Below are 16,533 nucleotides of genomic sequence, written 5' to 3' on the forward strand. Positions count from 1 at the left end.
CGGCTCTCCGCAGCCCGCCGCTGACCCGACAATCACAACCCACTTACACCGAAAAATTGACAGTCCCCACACGGACAGCGGGGCCGGGAAGTCTGCTTGAGTGCCGCGCGGAGGGGCGTGGGGAGTGATGGCTGAAGTCCGGCCTGCTGGGGATTCGTGGGTGGGCGGCCCCGTCCGTGTCTGGTGAGAAAGACCCTTCCCTGGGGAATCATGTCCACGGACACGGGGGCTCGCGCTGGGAGCGGAGTCAGTCGGTGAAGGTGGCCAGGATGGCGCGCTCGGCGCGGCGGTCGAGGCCAAGGATGACGTTGAGCAGCGACCCGTCCTCCGTGCGGCCCATGATCCGCAGCTCGCCGTCATCATCGTGGACGCCGTTGGGTTTGACGGTGACGTGCAGGACGTGGTCCGGGCAGGCCAGATCGAGTTCGAACGTGCTCCCCGCCGCGGATGCCGCTGCGAAGAGCGGATAGGCTTCATCGGCCTGTAGGACCGTGTAGCGGCTGAGGCTGGACGGTTTGCGCCCTGCCATGCGGTACTCCATTCCATCGGGGCCGCCGCCGAAGCGGGGCGGCATCACCCGCCAGAGGGATTTCCGCCCGCCGGAGTCACACGTGCGTCGCGGTGGTGTTACCGTGGGCGAGCCGCCCCCGGGGTGCTTTCGCTACCAGAGGCGGACGGCGTTCTCCGTGGAGCGCAGGGGCTCGCCGACGAGATCTTCATAGCTGGCCTGGACGCAGACTGGGCCCTGCCGCAGGCCCTTGACCAGGGCCGGTGGCGGGTGGGCGGGGAGGGCACTTGAGCGCAGCGCCGCCTGGTGTTCCGGTGCCGCACCCTGCGGGCCGACTGTCATCGGGCCGTTCCCCGCATCGAAGCGGAATGTGATCCCGCTGGGGCGGTGACTGAGGAGTCCCTCGGTGTGGCTGTGCGCGCAGATGGCGTAGTCGACCAGATCGGCGAAGGTCCCTGCCCGGCCTGACAGGGCGGCACTATCGAGTGCGAGGCCGTACGGGTCGAGATTCGTGTTGTGCCGGTGTGCGGCGCGGGCGCTGGGGTCGGTGAACTGGTTGCCCTCGGCTAGCGTGTGCATGGCATGGGCGGCCCCGTGGTCGATGATCTGCGGCGGCATGGTGGCGTGCCGCATGGTTTGGGTCCACATGGCTGAGCCGAGGAGATTGTCTGCGTGGCCGCTGTCTCCTGATTCGCGGAGCCAGGTGATGGAGGTCAGCAGGGCAGTCCAGTCGATCACAGGGTGTTCCCTGTAGATGGTCTCGAGCCCTCTGGCGAACTCGGCTGTTGCCGCGAGGCCAGCCTCCCGGGCCTGCTCGGAGGCGAGGCCGAACCAGCGGGCGGCTTCATGGTGCTTGTCAGCGCGGATGCTGATTCTGCCGAGCCGGAGCTTGAAGTCGACCGCCCGCCCCGCGGGCAGCCCCGTGTTCGAAAAGGTGTCGCGAAGCCAGATCAAGGCTTTTCCCGGGTCCAGCGACTGGGCCTGGACCCAGCGGATCTCGAGCCGCAGATCCCGGAGCGTGCGCTCCTTGTACGAGGGCGTCGACCCCTTCACCAGTTTCTCCGCAGAGGTGAGGAAGGAGAGAGCATCGTCCCACTGCTCGACTTGCTGGAACACGGCGGCGGCATGGACATACGCATTCGCTTGGGCGACCGGATCCCCCTCGCTCTGGGCAGCTGTCGCGGCCGCATTGTAGGCGTAGGCGGCTACGGCAAGCTGGCCGGAGTGCCACGCTGCCGTGGCCGCGGCAAAGGCTGCAGCGCCGCTGCCGTCGGACGCGCCGAGGGCTTCCACAGCTGTCGAGAGTCCTGGCTGGAACCGCCTGACAGCGGTTTCGGCTGACGAACGCGCCTTCAGGTATGCAGCAGTATCGGTCCTCAGGCTTCCGCCTGCGACCATCCGGTCCACCTCGGCAAGGCATGCCGAGGCGTCGTGATGCCGTCCGAGCCCGGCAAGGATGCGGGCCTTGAGCAGCAGCATCTCGCCCGTCCAGTCGGCCTGTCCGTGCAGCCGGGCGACTTCCAGCGCGGAGTCTGCCTTGGCCAGCGCCTCCAAGGTCTCGTTGGCGTCGTTCAGCAGGTAGGCGGCAAGTCCGGCACTGTGGGCGGATGAGACCTCCCTGAACCGCATGGAGTGCTCGTAGCAGGAGAGCGCCCTCGTCTGGCGGCCCTGGGCCTGTGCCAATCGGCCGCGAACGCACCATGCCCTGGCTGCGTCGGCGGTGCGCAGCGAATCGAATGGCTCCAGGCTGTCGAGTTCGCTGTGCGCGGGTGCGAACTGGGACAGCTTCAGCAGCGCGGTCGCCTTCATGAGTGCTATCGCTGTGGCTGATCCCGGCACGGGTGGCTGTCGTTCGGCCGCACGAAGTGCTTCCAGCGCCTCCTGAGGGGCGTCTTCCGTTAGGCTGTTCGCCCTGTCCAGGATGGTCCCGAGGGTTCCCGGCCCCGCTGCGGGCGGACCGTAGAACGTCCTTTCGGCTGGGGCCTTGGCGGAGGGCCCGCACTGCGCTGCACCCAGGGCTCGGGCGACTATATCGACGGTGGCCAGCGAGATCGCCTTGTAGGGCTTCCCTGCTGCTGCCCCCGGTCTCCCTGCAGACGGCATTGGCTTCCCCCCTGCCGAGATCGCCTACGGTGGCGGTTCATGTCCTCAGACATCGGATCCTACAGTGGCCGCGCCGGGCCGGGAGGCGTGTCGTGGGAGGACGCGGCTTCATCGACGAGGGCGTAGGCGAGCAGGAATAGGCCGTGCGCGCCGGCCTGGCCTCTCGGGATCGAGGCCACAGGAGCGGACCTGGCCCGGCGGGGGAGGGGCGGGCGGGTGCGGCGATGCCGCTTTCGGTTCATTCGCTGTGCTGTCCGGCCCGGATGGTGCAGGAGGGAAGGCGGGGTGATGGTGCCCCGGTCGGGGAACGGCTTGGGCCGTTTGGGCCGGGGCTGGCCCGTGGCGGGCTGGTTGTGCCGGTGCGTGCGGTGTGGTGCCAGTGGCCGGGGCCGTGGGCTGGTGTGGCGGCGGCCGGGGGTGTGTCAGTGGAGTGTTGTGAGGGCGTGGGTGATGTATTCGGCGAAGGCGGTGCGGGTGGTCCGGGTGTGGAGGTGGTCTGCTGCGCCGGTGCGCAGGGTCGTGTAGGCCTCGGGGTTGAGTGCGGCGACGGCGGGGATGGCGTGGAGGGCGGCGTCGAGGTCCGTGGGGCCGTCCCAGGGGGCCGGTTCGGGGGCGCGGTTCGGGTTGACGGGTCCGAAGGGGTTGTGCACGGTTGCCGGGCGCATGGTGGTGTGTCCTCTCTCTGGCCGTGGGCGGCGTAGGGGAGAGGGATTTCCGTCCCCGGGGCCGGCTTGTCCGGGGCCGTCTGAGGGGGCTGTGCCGTTAGTAGAGGATGTCCTCGAGCTGGGTGCGGGTGACGGGCCAGTCGATGCGTGCTGCGCGCTGCTCGGCGTCGTCGTGGACGTGGCGGAGTGCTGATGCGACGGTGGTGATGGCTGGGTTGAGGTGGATCTGCCCGGTGCCGTCGCCGGTGTCGTCGAGGACCTGGGAGGCCCAGAGCAGTCCGAGTGTGAAGCGGATCGTCTCGGCGCGCACCCCTGGGCATTGGTCGGCGGCGTACTCGATGAGTTCGGGGACTCCGGCGGGGCGTCCGAGGCTCAGGCAGGCCTGGATGACTTCGGTCAGGACGAATGGCTCCGGGTACACCACGGGCGGCTCGCAGGTTCCCAGCGCGGCGCGCACCGCCTCCGGGGCGGCCAGCGCGTCATCGGTCAGGTCCGGCACGGGCTGGCCGTCGCGGGTGCCCCGCCGGGCGACGACCGGGCCGTCTGCGGTGGGGAACACCGCGTAGCCGGTGGTGGAGAGGGCGTTCTGCAGCAGCGCCGTGAGCTTGGGGTAGCCGAGCGCGGTGTAGGGGGGTCCGCTGATCTGCTCGCGCAGCCTCGTCCCGACGACTGTCAGGGGCAGGGCGCCGCGGGCGTGCGCTTCCGCGGCGAGAGGGCCGTCCTCGGAGAACAGGGCCCGGACCGCGGCGACATAGCCGGGGCGGCCGGTGACCTCAGCCGGCGGCGCGCTCACCGCGGGGGACGCCTGCCCCGGGGGGCGGCGGTCCGCCCCGTTCCGCTCGCTCGCTGCCGGGGAGTGCACGGGAAGGCCGAGGTGGGCCTCCACGAAGGACTTGAGGTTCCGGAATCCATAGGCCGTGTAGTCGATCCCGGGCCACTGCTGGCGCAGGGCCGCCCCGAGGGCTGCCGCGTTGACCCGGCCCGCGATCCGCAGCTGCCCGTCCCCCTCCAGCAGCCTGCGGGCCTCCGCCTCGAACTCCTCGAATGCCGGCAGGGCCTGCGCGGGTCCCTGGCCGGGTTCGGGGCCCTCCTGCGCGGCGGGCGGGTTTTCGGGGCGGGATCCCTGCGGGCCCACGTCGATCCGGTGGTACTCGTCGGCGACGGATGCCAGGAGGCTGTTCACGGACCCCGAGCTGGGGCCGTTCGTGGACACGACGATGGCGTACTTGTCCAGATAGTGCAGGCGCCTGATGAGCGGGACGAATCCGCCGTCGCCGCTGACGACCACGAAGACCTCGATCCACGGGCATTCGTGGGCGGCTGCGAGGACGTCGACGCAGAGCTCGATGTCGGCGGCGTTCTTCACGTTCTTGCCGAAGGAGAACACCTGGACGGGCTCGACCCCGTGCTCGAGCATCTCGCGCCGGTAGGCGCCCATGTCGGCCCGGCCCCAGTTCGCATAGGCCCGCACCGAGGCGGTCAGGGACCCCACGCCGCCCTCGCGGACGATCTTCTCGATCCCGCGCACGACCTCGCCGATCCTGACCGTGGTCACGTCATTGGAGTACCCGCCGAACAGGTTCTCCATGTCCAGGAAGATCGCCACGTTCCGCCGCGGCGGTGCCCCGTCTGCCACCTGCACACCCCTTCCGTCCACGCTTCCGTCCGCGGCCGCCCCGGCGGCGGCGGCGCCCTGCCTGCAGCGGCGCCGCCGCCTTCCGGGCCTCGCCGGGTCCTCGTCGGGCAGCCTATCCGGGATTCCCTCGCCCGGGCGGCTGCCTGGCCTCAGCGGAGCGGGGCGTAGCCGAGCCGCTCCAGCCCGGGGGCGATGTCGGCGAAGGATTTCCCCGCCAGGACGCCGCCGGCGAGGAAGTCCTCCTGCGTCACGTCCGCCAGGCACACCGCGGGGGGCCGGAAGGAGGCCCGTGCGGCCTCGTGGGGGAACTCGAAGTCGATCAGGACCAGCCCTGCCAGGCGTTCGGCGAAGACGTCGACCTCGGCGGGGAACCCCTCGAGCGTCACGGTGTGGCGGTCCTTGACGACGCGCCGGGCGTTTGAGGCGGTCAGGGCGGCGAACTCCCCCTCGTCGAGTTCGATGGTCTCCTCGCGGAGGGCAGAGGCATCATCCTGCGCCAGCCGGGTCTTCTTGGTCAGCTCGAACCTCTGCCCGGCCTGCCGGGCCCTGAGCCGGGGGTGGGCCGGGCCCTTCTCGGGGATGTACACATCGACGATGCGGACCGGCGGCGCGGCCCGGGCCTCCTCGGGGATGCGTGCGGCAAGGAAGGTGTACTCCAGCTCCAGTCCCATGCTTCCCCCAAACTCGCCGCCGCCCGGGCATACCTCCGGTTGCAGCCCACTCTAATGCGCCCGGTCCCCGTCGCCGGATGATGCCGGGCAGGAGAGCGGCCCTGCCTGCAAAGGGGGGCGGGCGGCCTGGGCCCGTATCAGTGCCGGCCGCCACCCCGGGGGGTCCTCCCCTTCGCGCCGGGCCGGAAGGCAGGGGAGCCCGGCCTTGGTCAGTGCGGGGATGGGCTGTCAGGCCCTCTCGCGCCGGCTGCGGGGCAGGCCCGGGTCCGGGGGCGTGCTGGGCCCGGCTCCCGTCCTTGGCGGTCGCGCCGGGCGGACGCGGGCGTGCCGCCGTGTTCGGTCCCGGGTGCGGGGGCTCGCCCCTGGAGTTCCTGCCGGGCACGGGCGGCGGCGGTGCTGGTGCAGGCTGCGGCGATCCGGGCGGCGTGGGGCGGGAGGTTGGCGGTGATCCAGGCGCGGGTGTGCTGGCCGGTGCCGGGGTGGTGGTGCTGGTAGCGGGCGGCGGCGGCGTATTCGGCCAGCTGCGCGGGGGTGACGCGGTGTGTGAGGGCTTCGGCGAGGTCGGCGCACAGGGCGGTGTAGGCGGCCCGGTAGAGGGCGAGGAGGTCCCCTGGCCGGGTGTGGGCGGCCTCGGGGAGGGCTTCGATGGCCGTTCCGAGTCCGAGCGGGTCGTGGGGGAGGGTGCGGTGGCTCATGTGCGGGTTCCTGGGGCTGGTGCCGGTGGCTGGGCTCCCGGTGCCGGGGCGGTCGGGGGGCTCCCGGCGGGGGAGGGGGCTTGGGTGGTCGTGGTGGTCGGCGCGGCGGGGCCGGGACCGGCGGTGAGCTCGCGGGCGCCCCACCCCGCGGCGGCGCCGGCGGCCAGGGCCGCTGCGAGGGCCACGGCGGCCAGGGCGCGCCGGGGCCGGTGGGGGCGGTATCCGGTGAGGCTGTAGGAGAGGGGGCCGGGCATGGTGCTTGGTCCTTTCCGGGGCAGGGCCGGCGGCGGTTCGGCCGGCGGGTTCTAGTGGGCGGGGTTGGCCAGGGCCGCGGCGGCGATGGCGGTCAGTGCGATGCCGTTGGTGATGGCGTGGATGGTGGCGTGGGGCAGGAGGATGGCGTGGCGGATGGCGATGCCGTCGCCGATCTGGGCCAGGCCGACGGCGGGGAGGTCGCGCAGGAACCAGCCGGCGGCTTCCCAGGTGGGCCCGTCGGAGGTGGGGGAGGCAGGGGAGAGGATCTGGAGCCAGAGGTCGTTGGCGGTGTTGTCCAGGATCAGGGTCGCCTCGGGGTGTCCGTGGGGGGCCGCGGTCGCCGTGGCGGTGCGGGCAGCGCCGGGGAAGGGCTCCCAGTGCCGGATGTCGGGGTCGTGGGTCAGGACGGTGAGCACGTCGTTCCAGTCGGCCATGTCGGGTTGCTTCCTTCTCAGGGGTCGGGGTTTGCGGGTGGTGGGGTGTCCCCGTCCGGCCCGCCCCGTGGCGGGGCGGGCCGGAGGGGGTGACGGCGGGCTAGTTCCAGTGCTTGCCGTGGTCGGGGCAGACCTGCCCGGTGCTTGCGCAGGTGGAGCAGGTGAGCCTGCCGAGGGCGTTGCTGAGGTTCTTGCCCCCGTTGCAGCTGGCGCAGGAAGTGGTGAGCTTCCCGCACTTGCGGCATTTGGCCATGGTGTTTCCTCCTCTCGGGGTCTTGTGGGTGCCTTGGGCGGGCCCGCCGGCCAGGGGGTGTGGTGCCCCGCGTCGTGGCCGGCGGGCTGTGGGTGGCCCCGGGTGGGCTGGGTTTCAGCCTTCCGGGGGTGCCGGGCCGGGTCCGTCCTGCCCCCAATGGCGGGGCGGGCCCGGCCCGGCAGTGTGCTCAGGGGTTTCCGCCGCCCGGTCCGGGGCCGTGGCCGGGAGGGTGTGGTCCAGGAGGTACTGGTAGGGCCCGTGGGCGATCTCCCGCAGGATCTGGTCTGTGGCGGTGCCGGGGCCGGTGCCGTGCCCGGTGCGGCGGCGGAGGTCGTGGCCGGCGGCGTGGATCAGGTCGGTGGCCGCGTAGGGGGGCAGGTGTGCGGTGGCGGGGTGGGCGAGGATGGCCCGGGCGAGGGCGGGGGTGTGCTCGGGGCCCCAGGCCCAGGGGCCCCGCGTCTGGGCGGCGGTCATGGCGCGGCGTGTTTCCTTCTCGGTCAGGCAGCCTGCCCCTGTCCGCGTTTCCCCCCTCCCCGGGCGGGAGGCCAGCGGCTCCCGCCCCGAAGAGGCGTGCGGTTCAGGGGGTCAGGGTGATGCGGACGGTGCGGTTGGCCTCGGCCCTGGCGGGGTCCAGGGTTCCGTCGGGGGAGTGGTCGGGGGTGTATCCGGGGAAGTCGTGGCCTGCCCCGGCGGTGGTGATGCGGGCCGGGTCGGGGCCCCGGGCGGTGATGAGGGCGGCGATGGCCTGGGCCCGGGCGAGGGCGAGGTCGTGCTGGGCCTGGGGGGTGCCGGTGTCCGCGGTGGTGCCGGTGACGGTGAGGGTGCGGTGGGGGTCCGCGGTGAGCCAGGCGGCCAGGGCCGCGGCGGCGGTGGCCGCCGCGGCCGGGTCGCGCAGATCGGTGCTGTCGGGCCGGAATCCCAGGGCGGAGGTGTTCGGGTAGACCGCGGTGCCCCCGGCCCGGGGCAGGTCGACCGGGGCCTGGGCGATCGGCGGGACGGGGCGGATGGCGTGGCCGGCGCTGTTGGGGGTCCCGGCCCCGGAGACGGGCCCGGGGATGATCTGCGCGGCCGCGCCGGCCTTGGCCAGGACGGCTTCCCAGATGGCCTGGTAGTTCCCCGCCTGGGCGGCCGGGAGGGGCTGCTGGGCCCCGGCGGCCTGCCCGAGCCCGGCCCACAGCACCCGGGTGCCGGGCAGGGCGGGGACGGCCTTGGCCGCCGTGACGGCGTCGGCGACCTCCCCGGCCGGGGCGGTGGCCATGGAGGCCACCGTCAGGTCCAGCTTCCCGGTGTCGGGCAGGCCGGGGGAGACGACGACCACGGCCGGGGACCACGCCGGGCCGGCGGTGGCCCCGTCGGTGCGGGCGGTGAGCTGGCCGGCCAGGGCCAGGGCGGCAAGGGCGTTGTCCCCGTCCGTGCGGGCAGCGGCGGTGGTGACGGTGCGGATCAGGTCCGTGCGGGCCTTGTCCAGGTCCCCGTCGTGGGTGTCGCTGCCGGGCACGATGCCGTAGGCGTGCCGGGTCAGGACCGCGTACGGGGCACCGTCCTCGGCCACGACGCTGATCGGGGCGTCGGCCTCCAGCGCGGCGTTGACCAGGCATCCGGCCTCGGCCGGGATGCCCGGGGCGGCGTCGGCGTGCACGGCGACCACGATCGCCAGCGCGCTCGGGGCCGGGGCGCACCCGGCGGACTGGGCCGAGGCGGGGGCGGGGGCACCGCACCCGGTGAGCATCGCCGCGGCGGCGGCCAGCGCCGACGCGGCAGCCGCCGGCGCGCGGAACCGCCGCCGGGGCGGGGTCCCGCCGGCGGCGGGGATCGGAACAGGGGACATCATCAGGACAGCTCCTTCCAAAAAAGGGGGTGGTGTGTTGGGCGGGGTCACGGCATGAAGCCGGGGCCCGGCAGCAGGCTCAGGGATTTCCGCCCGAGCCTGCCGGGGCGCCGGGGCTGGGCCCGACGCCCCGGGAGCCCGCCAGGCGCTGCGTGCCGCGCTTGGCCCGGCCATGCGCGACGGGGCCACCCCCAAGGTTGGTGGGGGCGCCCCGTCCGGGGTGCCATGCGCGCTTGCCGGTGAAGCACTGGGGGCCACGGGGCGCGGGGCGCGGGGCCGCCCCGTGGCGGTCAGGCGGCGGAGCGGCCGCGGCCCGGGTCCTCAGCAGCAGTCGGGTCCTCCGCCGCGGCGGTGGCGTCGGCGGGGGCCGGGGGGTCCTCGGCTCCGGGGGCTGGGGTGGCTTCTCCAGCGGCGGCCTGGCCGGCCTCCTTAGCCTGGGCGGGGTCCTGGGCGTGGCTGGGTTCCGTGGGTGCCTGGGCGGGTGGGGCGGTGCGGTGCTCCTGGGCGGTCCCCGGGGCGGGGGTCCGTGCGGGGGCCGGCCGGGCCTCCACGATGGTGGTGCGGGCCCGGGCGGGGGTGCCGGTGAGTGCCGTGCGGGCGTGGGCGAGGTGCGCCTCGGCGTCCTCGAGGTCCGCGCTGGCGTGGGCGAGGGCGTCCCAGGTCTCGCGGTGGGTGCGGTCCTCGTTGGTCTCGGCCCGGCGGAGGAAGTCCAGCTGGGAGCGGGCGTGCCGGTCCGCGGCGGTGTCCATGGTGTGGTGGGCGGCGTCGAGGTAGTGGTCCAGGACCGTGTAGGAGCCCTCGTCCAGGGCCCCGGCGGCGTGGAGGTCGTCCACGCGCCGGGTCGTCTCGGCGAGCAGGTCCGCCACAGCGGGCACCGGGGCCAGCTGCGGGTGGGGGAGGGCGTGGAAGAGGTCGGTGTCCAGGTCCCGGTTGAGCCGGCCCGCGGGGTCCAGGTCGTAGGCGGGGCGGGACTGGAGGCCCTCCAGGGCCTCGCGGTGGGTGGCCACGGCGGCCCTGCGCCGCCGGCTGCGCAGGGCCTCGCGCAGCGAGGAGAACAGTCTCATGATGCGTTTCCTTCCTGGTTCAGGGTGCCCGGCCGGGGGTCCCCGGCCGGGGCGCTGCAGCCGGTTCAGGGATTTCCGCCCACCTTCCTTCGCCCACCGTCCCTTCCTGCCCCGCCGGGACTGCGCGGGGCAGGAAGGGACGGTGGGCCGTCGGGTGGTCAGAGGGCGTGCAGGCGCGGCGCGGCGGCCGGGCCGGCGGCCCCGCCCTCGTGCACGCCGGTGGCGTGGGCGAGGGCGGGGAGGATGGCCGCGTCGGGGTGGGCGCGGGCGATCGGGCGGGCGTAGGCGTTCAGGCGGCGGCGGGTGTGGGCGGCGTGCTCCTGGAGCCGGGTGGCCAGCACGGCGGCGGCGTTCTCGGCCCGGGTGGCCAGCACGTCAGCCTGCGCCCTCGCGGCGGCGGCGGCCTCCCGGGAGGCAGCGGCCCGGGCCCGGGCCGCTGCGGCGCGGGCACGGTGGGAGCCGACCAGTGCCCGGTGGGCGGCGGCGCGGCGGCCCTTGCGGACCTCGAGGCTGTCGTAGGCCTCGGCCGCACCGGAGGGTTCCGGGCTGGCCGGCCCGGCCGCGGCTGCGTCCTCCGCGGCGGCGTCGGCGTCCTCGGCCTCGGCCTCGGCGGCCGCGGCTGCGGCGTCGGCTGCCGCGGCGGCGTGGGCCAGGCGGGTGGTCTCCTGCCGGGCGGGGTCGAGCACGGCCTCAAGGACCGTGCGCTCCTTGGCCGCGACCTGCCCGGCCCGGGACAGGACCGCGTTCGCCCACGGGGTCAGGGGCGGCAGCGGGTCACCCGGGGCATGCTCGGCGGCCTGGGCCTTGGAGAGGGACCCGACCTCCCGGCGGCCGGCCCGCCGGTCGGCGAGCCGGTCGCAGAGCGTGTACCGGGTCGGTGCCTCCGGGGACCGGAGGTAGAAGTCGATCCCCTCTAGGGGATCACGCCCGGACCGGGCGCCCTTGCTGTTCTCGGACATACACGACCTTCCTTCCTTGGTTCAGGGCCCCATGTCGGGGCGTCACGCGGGTCAGGGATTTCCGCCCGCCCCCAGGTGCGGACGGGCCCGGGGAACCACCTGAGGGTCTCCCGGGAATGCTCAGAGGGTGCCGGCCCAGTTCCGCCCGTGGACCGGACACGTGAGGCCGTGGTGGCAGCGGCTGCACGGGCGCGGGGCCCCGGTGACGCGGGTGCCCGGGCAGTCCTCCCCGAGCGGGCACAGCGCGGTGGGGGACCCGCAGTGCCGGCACGCCGGCCCCCCGACGTCCCGGCCGGACGCGCCCCTGAGGGCGCGGCTGTTGCCGCGGCCGTGGTGGTTGTGGTGGTGGGATGCCATGATGCTCTCCTTCCAGCGGGAGCCCCGATCCAACGCGGGGGCCCGCACCACCCCGGAGTGGGGTGGTGTGGGGTCCCCTTGGTGTGGGGGTCAGGGGTTGTCGGTGTCGGGGTCAGTTGGGGTGGTGGGGGCGGGGCCCGCGGTGCGGTGGGTGTTGGGGTGGTTGTGGGTGGGGGTGGTGGGGGTGTGGATGCCGCTGGTGTGCTCGGGGTGGGCCAGGAGTTCGGCGATGCGGGTGCGGGCGTGTTCCTTGGCCTGCTGGATCGCGTGGGCGATCGCGTGCTTCTGGGCGTCCAGGTCGGTGTCCACGTCGTCGATCTCGGCCAGGCGCTTGGCGTGCTGGGACGCGGCCTGGGCGTACTCGGCGTCGGCCCTGGCCCAGACGGCCCGCGCCGCCGCGGCGGCCTCCCTGGCCTTGATGTGGGCCAGCAGGGCCGGGTCGGTGAGGGTGCGGGCCTTGACCGCGGCCAGCAGCCCGCCCAGGACGAACAGGGCCAGGAGCATGAAGGCCTGGAGCTGGTCGTTGGCCGCCGCGGTCGCGGCCGCGGCGTCCAGCTGGGCCTGGCCCGTGCCGAACCCGACCGCCGGCGGGGTCATCTTCGAGTGCTGGATCCGCAGCCAGAACAGGGTCCCCCCGACCGCGGCCCAGGCCGCGGCCAGGGCCACCGCGGTGGCCCGGCTCGCATGCGACTGGGCGCCCGCGGCCCACGCGGCCAGGTTCGCTGCGGCGACCGCGGCCACCGACAGCAGCCACGCCAGGGCCGCGTACCGGGTGACCGGCAGCAGGGCCGCCTGCGCGGTCACCGCCTCACCCGCCCCGCACACCACGATCCCGGCCAGAGCCGCTCCGACCGCCACCCGCCACCGGGCCCGGTCCCACCCCGCCAGCTCCAAACCCTTCCCCGACCGCACCCGCGCACCCGGCCCGGCAGCACCCGGCGGCCGGGCACCCCCGGAGGCCCCGGCGGGGGCATCGAACACATCAGACATCACAACAATCCCTTCTCGAGGACCCCATCGGGACCCGCTCACGCACGGACCACACCGGCCCGCACCCACCACAGGAATTTCCGCCCCCACACCAAACCCACCGCAGCAAACGGCGCCGGGGGCGCGTGAGCGTCTGGGCCCCCGAGGAGGACGCCAGCCCGACGGGCAGCGGCCACGGGGGGCGAGGCGGTGCCGGCAGGGCACCCGCCCCTCGCACGCCCGGAGGGGTCGAGGGGGAGGGGGCCCTTCTGCCCCCGGGCCAGCGGGCCCGGGCCCGCTCAGGAAGGGGTGCTGTCCGGGGTGTGGTGGAGGGCCTGGCGGGTCTGGGCGAGGATCCGGTCGGTCTCCTCCTGGGCGATCTGCCGCCAGCCGGGCCGGTTGGCCTCCATCCACGCCATCGCCGGGCCCTTGCCCTCCCCGAAGTCCCCCGGGTGGGTGTTCTCGTACTCCGTCACGGCGTCGAACTCATCGAGCTGCGCGCCGGACAGGCCGGCCATCAGCCGGCCCCCGACCCGCATCTCGAGCTCCTCATGCACCCGCAGGGCAAGCCCAGCGAAATCAGCCGCGGGAAGCGCCGCGGCCGCGGGGATCCCCCGCAGGCCCTCCACCAGGAACCCAGGAACCGCATCCAGGCCATCCATCACAGAAATCCTCTCCACTGCACCAGTTCGAACCGTTCCAACACCCCCAACAGGCATCTCCGGCGGCCGCGGGAGAGTGGCAGGTGGTTCCTCTAGGCTTGTGCAGAGACGCTGAAGGTGCTGGCCGGATGGCCGGGTGCTGGCGGTGCCTGGATGCCGGGAGGGGAATGGGCGTGCGAGACAGACTGAAGGATCACAGCCGCTCCTGGCCGCTGGCACCCCTCCGCCGTGTGGAGGCGATCCTGAACGCCATCCGCCGCGGCGCCCGGGACAGCAAGGCCCTGCGCCGCCAGCTCAAGGCGGCACAGCGGAACCACCTCGCCCTCCAGCACCAGGACGCGGGCCGGTGGGAGCAGGCCCGTACCGAATACCAGGCCGCCCTATCCATCTACACCGAGCTGGGCCTCGCCGAGGATCAGGCGAGGGTGCGGAACAACCTCGCCGCTCTGCACCGGGCCGCGGGCCGGTGGGAGGAAGCACTGGCCGAGTTCGAGGCGTCCCTGGACCTCTACACCCGCCTGGACCTGCCCGCAGACCAGGCGAAGGTGCGGAACAACCTCGCCGCCCTGCACCGGGACGCAGGCCGGTGGGAGGAAGCCCGCACGGAGTTCGAGGAGGCACTTGGCCTCTACACCCGCCTGGACCTGCCCAAGGACCAGGCGCTGGTGCGGAACAACCTCGCCGTCCTGCACCGGGACGCGGGGCGGTGGGAGCAGGCCCGCACCGAATACCAGGCCGCCCTGGACATCTACACCGAGCTGGGCCTGGCCGAGGAGCAGGCGATGGTGCGGAACAACCTCGCCGGCCTGCACCAGGACGCGGGCCGCTGGGAGGAAGCCCGCACCGAATACCAGGCAGCCTTGGACCTCTACACCGGCCTGGACCTTCCCAAGGGCCAGGCGATGATGCGGAACAACCTCGCCGGCCTGCACCGGGCCGCAGGCCGGTGGGAGGAAGCACTGGCCGAATACGAGGAGGCCCTGGACCTCTACACCCGCCTGGACCTGCCCAAGGATCAGGCGATGGTGCGGAACAACCTCGCCGGCCTGCACCGGGCCGCAGGCCGGTGGGAGGAAGCACTGGCCGAGTACGAGGCGGCCCTCGCCATTTACATCGAGCTGGGCCTGCCCGAGAAGGAGGCGCGGGTGCGGAACAACCTCGGGGCCCTGCACAGTGACGCGGGCCGGTGGGAGGAAGCCCGCACCGAGTTCGAGGCGGCCCTGGACCTCTACACCCGCCTCGGCCTGCCCGAGAAGCAGGCGTGGGTGCGGACCAACATCGCTGGCCTGCACCAGGCCGCGGGCCGGTGGGAGGAAGCACTCGCCGAGTTCGAGGCGGCCCTGGACCTCTACACCCGCCTCGACCTGCCCGAGAAGCAGGCGAAGGTGCGGACCAACCTCGCCGGCCTGCACCAGGACGCGGGCCGATGGGAGCAGGCCAGCACCGAATACCAGGCGGCCCTCGCCATTTACATCGAGCTGGCACTGCCCGCGGATCAGGCGTGGGTGCGGAACAACCTCGGGGCCCTGCACCAGGCAGCGGGGCGGTGGGAGGAAGCGCTGGTCGAGTTCGAGGCGGCCCTGGACCTCTACACCCGCCTGGACCTGCCCGCGGACCAGGCGGCAGTGCGGGCCAACCTCGCCGGCCTGCACCAGGACGCGGGCCGGTGGGAGCAGGCCCTCACCGAGTTCCAGAAGGGCCTGGACCTCTATACCCGCCTGGGCCTGCCCGCGGATCAGGCAAGGGTGCGGAACAACCTCGGGGCCCTGCACCAGGCCGCGGGGCGGTGGGAGGAAGCACTGGCCGAGTACGAGGCGGCCCTGGACCTCTACACCCGCCTGGACCTGCCCGAGGACCAAGCAAGGGTGCGGGACAACCTCGCCGGCCTGCACCAGGACGCGGGCCGCTGGGAGCGGGCCCGCACCGAATACCAGGCGGCCCTGGACCTCTACACCCGCCTGGACCTGCCCGAGAGGCAGGCGCTGGTGCGGAACAACCTGGCCGGCCTGCACAGCGACGCGGGCCGCTGGGAGCAGGCCCGCACCGAATACCAGCAGGCCCTGGACCTCTACACCCGCCTGGGCCTGCCCAAGAATCAGGCGATGGTGCGGAACAACCTCGGGGCCCTCCACCGGGACGCGGGCCGATGGGAGGAAGCCCGCACCGAGTTCGAAGCGGCCCTGGACCTCTACACCCGCCTCGACCTGCTCGCGGACCAGGCGAGAGTGCGGAACAACCTCGCCAACCTGCACCGGGACGCGGGCCGGCGGGAGCAGGCCCGCACCGAGTTCGAAGGGGCCCTGGACCTCTACACCCGCCTGAACCTGACCGAGGGCCAGGCGATGGTGCGGAACAACCTCGGAGCCCTGCACCAGGCCGCGGGCCGGGGGGAGGAAGCACAAGCCGAATACGTGGAGGCCCTAGACCTCTACACCCGCCTGGGCCTGCCCGAGAGGCAGGCGCTGGTGCGGAACAACATCGGGAACCTGCACCAGGACGCGGGCCGGTGTGAGCAGGCCCGCACCGAATACGAGGAGGCCCTGGACCTCTACACCCGCCTGGACCTGCCCAAGAGACAGGCAGTCGTTCGGAACAACCTCGGGGCCCTGCACCGGGACGCGGGCCGGTGGGAGCAGGCCCGCACCGAATACCAGGCGGCCTTGGACCTCTACACCGGGCTGGGCCTGCTGGTGGGTGTGGGCCGGGCCCATGAAGGCCTGGCGGTGCTGTCCGCGAAGCTGGGGAACCCGGTCGAGGCGTGGGAGCACCACGGGCTAGCACGGGAGGCATTCCTGTCCCAGGGGCTGTCCCAGGAGGCGGCCTCCACAGACATCGCCTGCGCCAGCGCCCTCCACGCCACCGGGCTGATCCCCGTCGCCGATGCCCTGGCCATGGCGGTGCCCGCGGCCCTGCACCTGGACGCAGTCCGGTTCCAGTTCACCACAGCGCCCGAACGCATCGCCTGGTCCTCCAAGGCCTCCGACGCCCTGGCACTGGTGTTCGCCCTGGCCGCGGAGACCGGGAACCCGGCCCTGATCGCCGACACCGTCGAGACCCACCTCAACCGCACCGCCCACACCACCGGGACAGCCGGAACAGGAACTGACCCCGGCCAGGTGGTGGACGCGGCCCGGGCCCTCGGAATCGAGGCCGCAGAAGCCGCCCGCACCCGCACACCCCACCCCTTCACACAAGACGCCGATGGGGGGCCCGCCGCCACCGCCGCAGGAACCACCCTCCTTGTGGCCACCGCAGTCCTGCCCGCCGCACCACCCCCACCCCTACTCGCCCCCACCGGCACCGCACCAGCCCGAATCATCCTCAACCTCCCCACCACCCCCTACCCCAGCCCCCACATCACCGCCACCCCCATCCGAACCTGGTAACAGGACCACCAACCGCTTAGTGGCTTGTCACCGCCAGGGGACTGTCTGATACCGGCTCTGGCGCACTTTCGGTGGTGGCGGCTGACGG

Annotated in this window: 16 protein-coding genes; 1 reads left to right on the forward strand and 15 read right to left on the reverse strand. The window is 73.6% G+C overall.

The window, feature by feature from the left end:
* Positions 1–247: 247 nt before the first annotated feature.
* The 15 genes from IE231_RS16365 to IE231_RS16435 form a co-directional block, all read right to left on the reverse strand.
* Positions 248–529 carry a hypothetical protein gene (locus IE231_RS16365; RefSeq protein WP_189695067.1) on the reverse strand — a complete coding sequence of 94 codons (282 nt, stop codon included), beginning with the start codon at positions 527–529 and terminating at the stop codon, positions 248–250.
* A 132-nt stretch (positions 530–661) separates the two neighbouring features.
* Positions 662–2,317 carry a hypothetical protein gene (locus IE231_RS16370; protein ID WP_189695068.1) on the reverse strand — a complete coding sequence of 552 codons (1,656 nt, stop codon included), beginning with the start codon at positions 2,315–2,317 and terminating at the stop codon, positions 662–664.
* Positions 2,318–3,033: 716 nt separating this feature from the next.
* Complete coding sequence (locus IE231_RS16375) at positions 3,034–3,276, reverse strand: hypothetical protein (RefSeq protein WP_189695069.1); 243 nt, start codon at positions 3,274–3,276, stop codon at positions 3,034–3,036.
* A 97-nt stretch (positions 3,277–3,373) separates the two neighbouring features.
* Positions 3,374–4,912: an NYN domain-containing protein gene (locus tag IE231_RS16380; RefSeq protein WP_189695070.1), complete on the reverse strand. Its 1,539-nt coding sequence runs from the start codon at positions 4,910–4,912 to the stop codon at positions 3,374–3,376.
* Between the two features lie 149 nt (positions 4,913–5,061).
* Positions 5,062–5,583, reverse strand: a complete 522-nt coding sequence (locus tag IE231_RS16385) for a CYTH domain-containing protein (protein ID WP_189695071.1) — start codon at positions 5,581–5,583, stop codon at positions 5,062–5,064.
* A gap of 209 nt (positions 5,584–5,792) precedes the next feature.
* Positions 5,793–6,278 (reverse strand): hypothetical protein, encoded by a 486-nt coding sequence (locus IE231_RS16390; RefSeq protein WP_189695072.1) that lies wholly within the window; start codon positions 6,276–6,278, stop codon positions 5,793–5,795.
* A complete protein-coding gene (locus tag IE231_RS16395; protein WP_189695073.1) occupies positions 6,275–6,532 on the reverse strand; it encodes a hypothetical protein in 258 nt (85 codons plus the stop codon). Before IE231_RS16395 ends, IE231_RS16390 begins: the two co-directional genes overlap by 4 nt.
* A gap of 51 nt (positions 6,533–6,583) precedes the next feature.
* Positions 6,584–6,967 (reverse strand): hypothetical protein, encoded by a 384-nt coding sequence (locus IE231_RS16400; protein ID WP_189695074.1) that lies wholly within the window; start codon positions 6,965–6,967, stop codon positions 6,584–6,586.
* Positions 6,968–7,334: 367 nt separating this feature from the next.
* Positions 7,335–7,694: a hypothetical protein gene (locus IE231_RS16405; RefSeq protein WP_189695075.1), complete on the reverse strand. Its 360-nt coding sequence runs from the start codon at positions 7,692–7,694 to the stop codon at positions 7,335–7,337.
* Positions 7,695–7,797: 103 nt separating this feature from the next.
* Entirely contained in the window at positions 7,798–9,051 is a 1,254-nt protein-coding gene (locus tag IE231_RS16410; RefSeq protein WP_189695076.1) for an OmpA family protein, read from the reverse strand.
* 287 nt (positions 9,052–9,338) lie between these two features.
* The gene (locus IE231_RS16415) at positions 9,339–10,112 is read right to left on the reverse strand and encodes a hypothetical protein (RefSeq protein ID WP_189695077.1); all 774 of its coding nucleotides are present in this window, start codon (positions 10,110–10,112) and stop codon (positions 9,339–9,341) included.
* Between the two features lie 158 nt (positions 10,113–10,270).
* Positions 10,271–11,071 carry a hypothetical protein gene (locus IE231_RS16420; RefSeq protein WP_189695078.1) on the reverse strand — a complete coding sequence of 267 codons (801 nt, stop codon included), beginning with the start codon at positions 11,069–11,071 and terminating at the stop codon, positions 10,271–10,273.
* A gap of 120 nt (positions 11,072–11,191) precedes the next feature.
* Entirely contained in the window at positions 11,192–11,428 is a 237-nt protein-coding gene (locus IE231_RS16425; RefSeq protein WP_189695079.1) for a hypothetical protein, read from the reverse strand.
* Between the two features lie 90 nt (positions 11,429–11,518).
* Entirely contained in the window at positions 11,519–12,418 is a 900-nt protein-coding gene (locus tag IE231_RS16430; protein ID WP_189695080.1) for a hypothetical protein, read from the reverse strand.
* A 278-nt stretch (positions 12,419–12,696) separates the two neighbouring features.
* Positions 12,697–13,059 carry a DUF5663 domain-containing protein gene (locus tag IE231_RS16435; protein ID WP_189695081.1) on the reverse strand — a complete coding sequence of 121 codons (363 nt, stop codon included), beginning with the start codon at positions 13,057–13,059 and terminating at the stop codon, positions 12,697–12,699.
* 173 nt (positions 13,060–13,232) lie between these two features.
* On the opposite strand from IE231_RS16435, the gene IE231_RS18480 reads away from it, so the two are divergent.
* Positions 13,233–16,445, forward strand: coding sequence for a tetratricopeptide repeat protein (locus tag IE231_RS18480; RefSeq protein ID WP_189695082.1), 3,213 nt, complete (start codon positions 13,233–13,235; stop codon positions 16,443–16,445).
* Positions 16,446–16,533: the final 88 nt, after the last annotated feature.

The organism is Sinomonas cellulolyticus, from assembly GCF_014656475.1.
In the GTDB taxonomy this organism is placed as follows: Bacteria; Actinomycetota; Actinomycetes; order Actinomycetales; family Micrococcaceae; genus Sinomonas; species Sinomonas cellulolyticus.

Bases quoted from the DNA above. Each gene is read 5' to 3' on its own strand.
- IE231_RS16420 (WP_189695078.1), bottom strand. From the start codon at position 11,071: ATGTCCGAGAACAGCAAGGGCGCCCGGTCCGGGCGTGATCCCCTAGAG.
- IE231_RS16400 (WP_189695074.1), bottom strand. From the start codon at position 6,967: ATGGCCGACTGGAACGACGTGCTCACCGTCCTGACCCACGACCCCGAC.
- IE231_RS16395 (WP_189695073.1), bottom strand. From the start codon at position 6,532: ATGCCCGGCCCCCTCTCCTACAGCCTCACCGGATACCGCCCCCACCGG.
- IE231_RS16390 (WP_189695072.1), bottom strand. From the start codon at position 6,278: ATGAGCCACCGCACCCTCCCCCACGACCCGCTCGGACTCGGAACGGCC.
- IE231_RS16415 (WP_189695077.1), bottom strand. From the start codon at position 10,112: ATGAGACTGTTCTCCTCGCTGCGCGAGGCCCTGCGCAGCCGGCGGCGC.
- IE231_RS16405 (WP_189695075.1), bottom strand. From the start codon at position 7,694: ATGACCGCCGCCCAGACGCGGGGCCCCTGGGCCTGGGGCCCCGAGCAC.
- IE231_RS16435 (WP_189695081.1), bottom strand. From the start codon at position 13,059: ATGGATGGCCTGGATGCGGTTCCTGGGTTCCTGGTGGAGGGCCTGCGG.
- IE231_RS16385 (WP_189695071.1), bottom strand. From the start codon at position 5,583: ATGGGACTGGAGCTGGAGTACACCTTCCTTGCCGCACGCATCCCCGAG.
- IE231_RS16425 (WP_189695079.1), bottom strand. From the start codon at position 11,428: ATGGCATCCCACCACCACAACCACCACGGCCGCGGCAACAGCCGCGCC.
- IE231_RS16430 (WP_189695080.1), bottom strand. From the start codon at position 12,418: ATGTCTGATGTGTTCGATGCCCCCGCCGGGGCCTCCGGGGGTGCCCGG.
- IE231_RS16375 (WP_189695069.1), bottom strand. From the start codon at position 3,276: ATGCGCCCGGCAACCGTGCACAACCCCTTCGGACCCGTCAACCCGAAC.
- IE231_RS16370 (WP_189695068.1), bottom strand. From the start codon at position 2,317: ATGAAGGCGACCGCGCTGCTGAAGCTGTCCCAGTTCGCACCCGCGCAC.
- IE231_RS16410 (WP_189695076.1), bottom strand. From the start codon at position 9,051: ATGATGTCCCCTGTTCCGATCCCCGCCGCCGGCGGGACCCCGCCCCGG.
- IE231_RS16365 (WP_189695067.1), bottom strand. From the start codon at position 529: ATGGCAGGGCGCAAACCGTCCAGCCTCAGCCGCTACACGGTCCTACAG.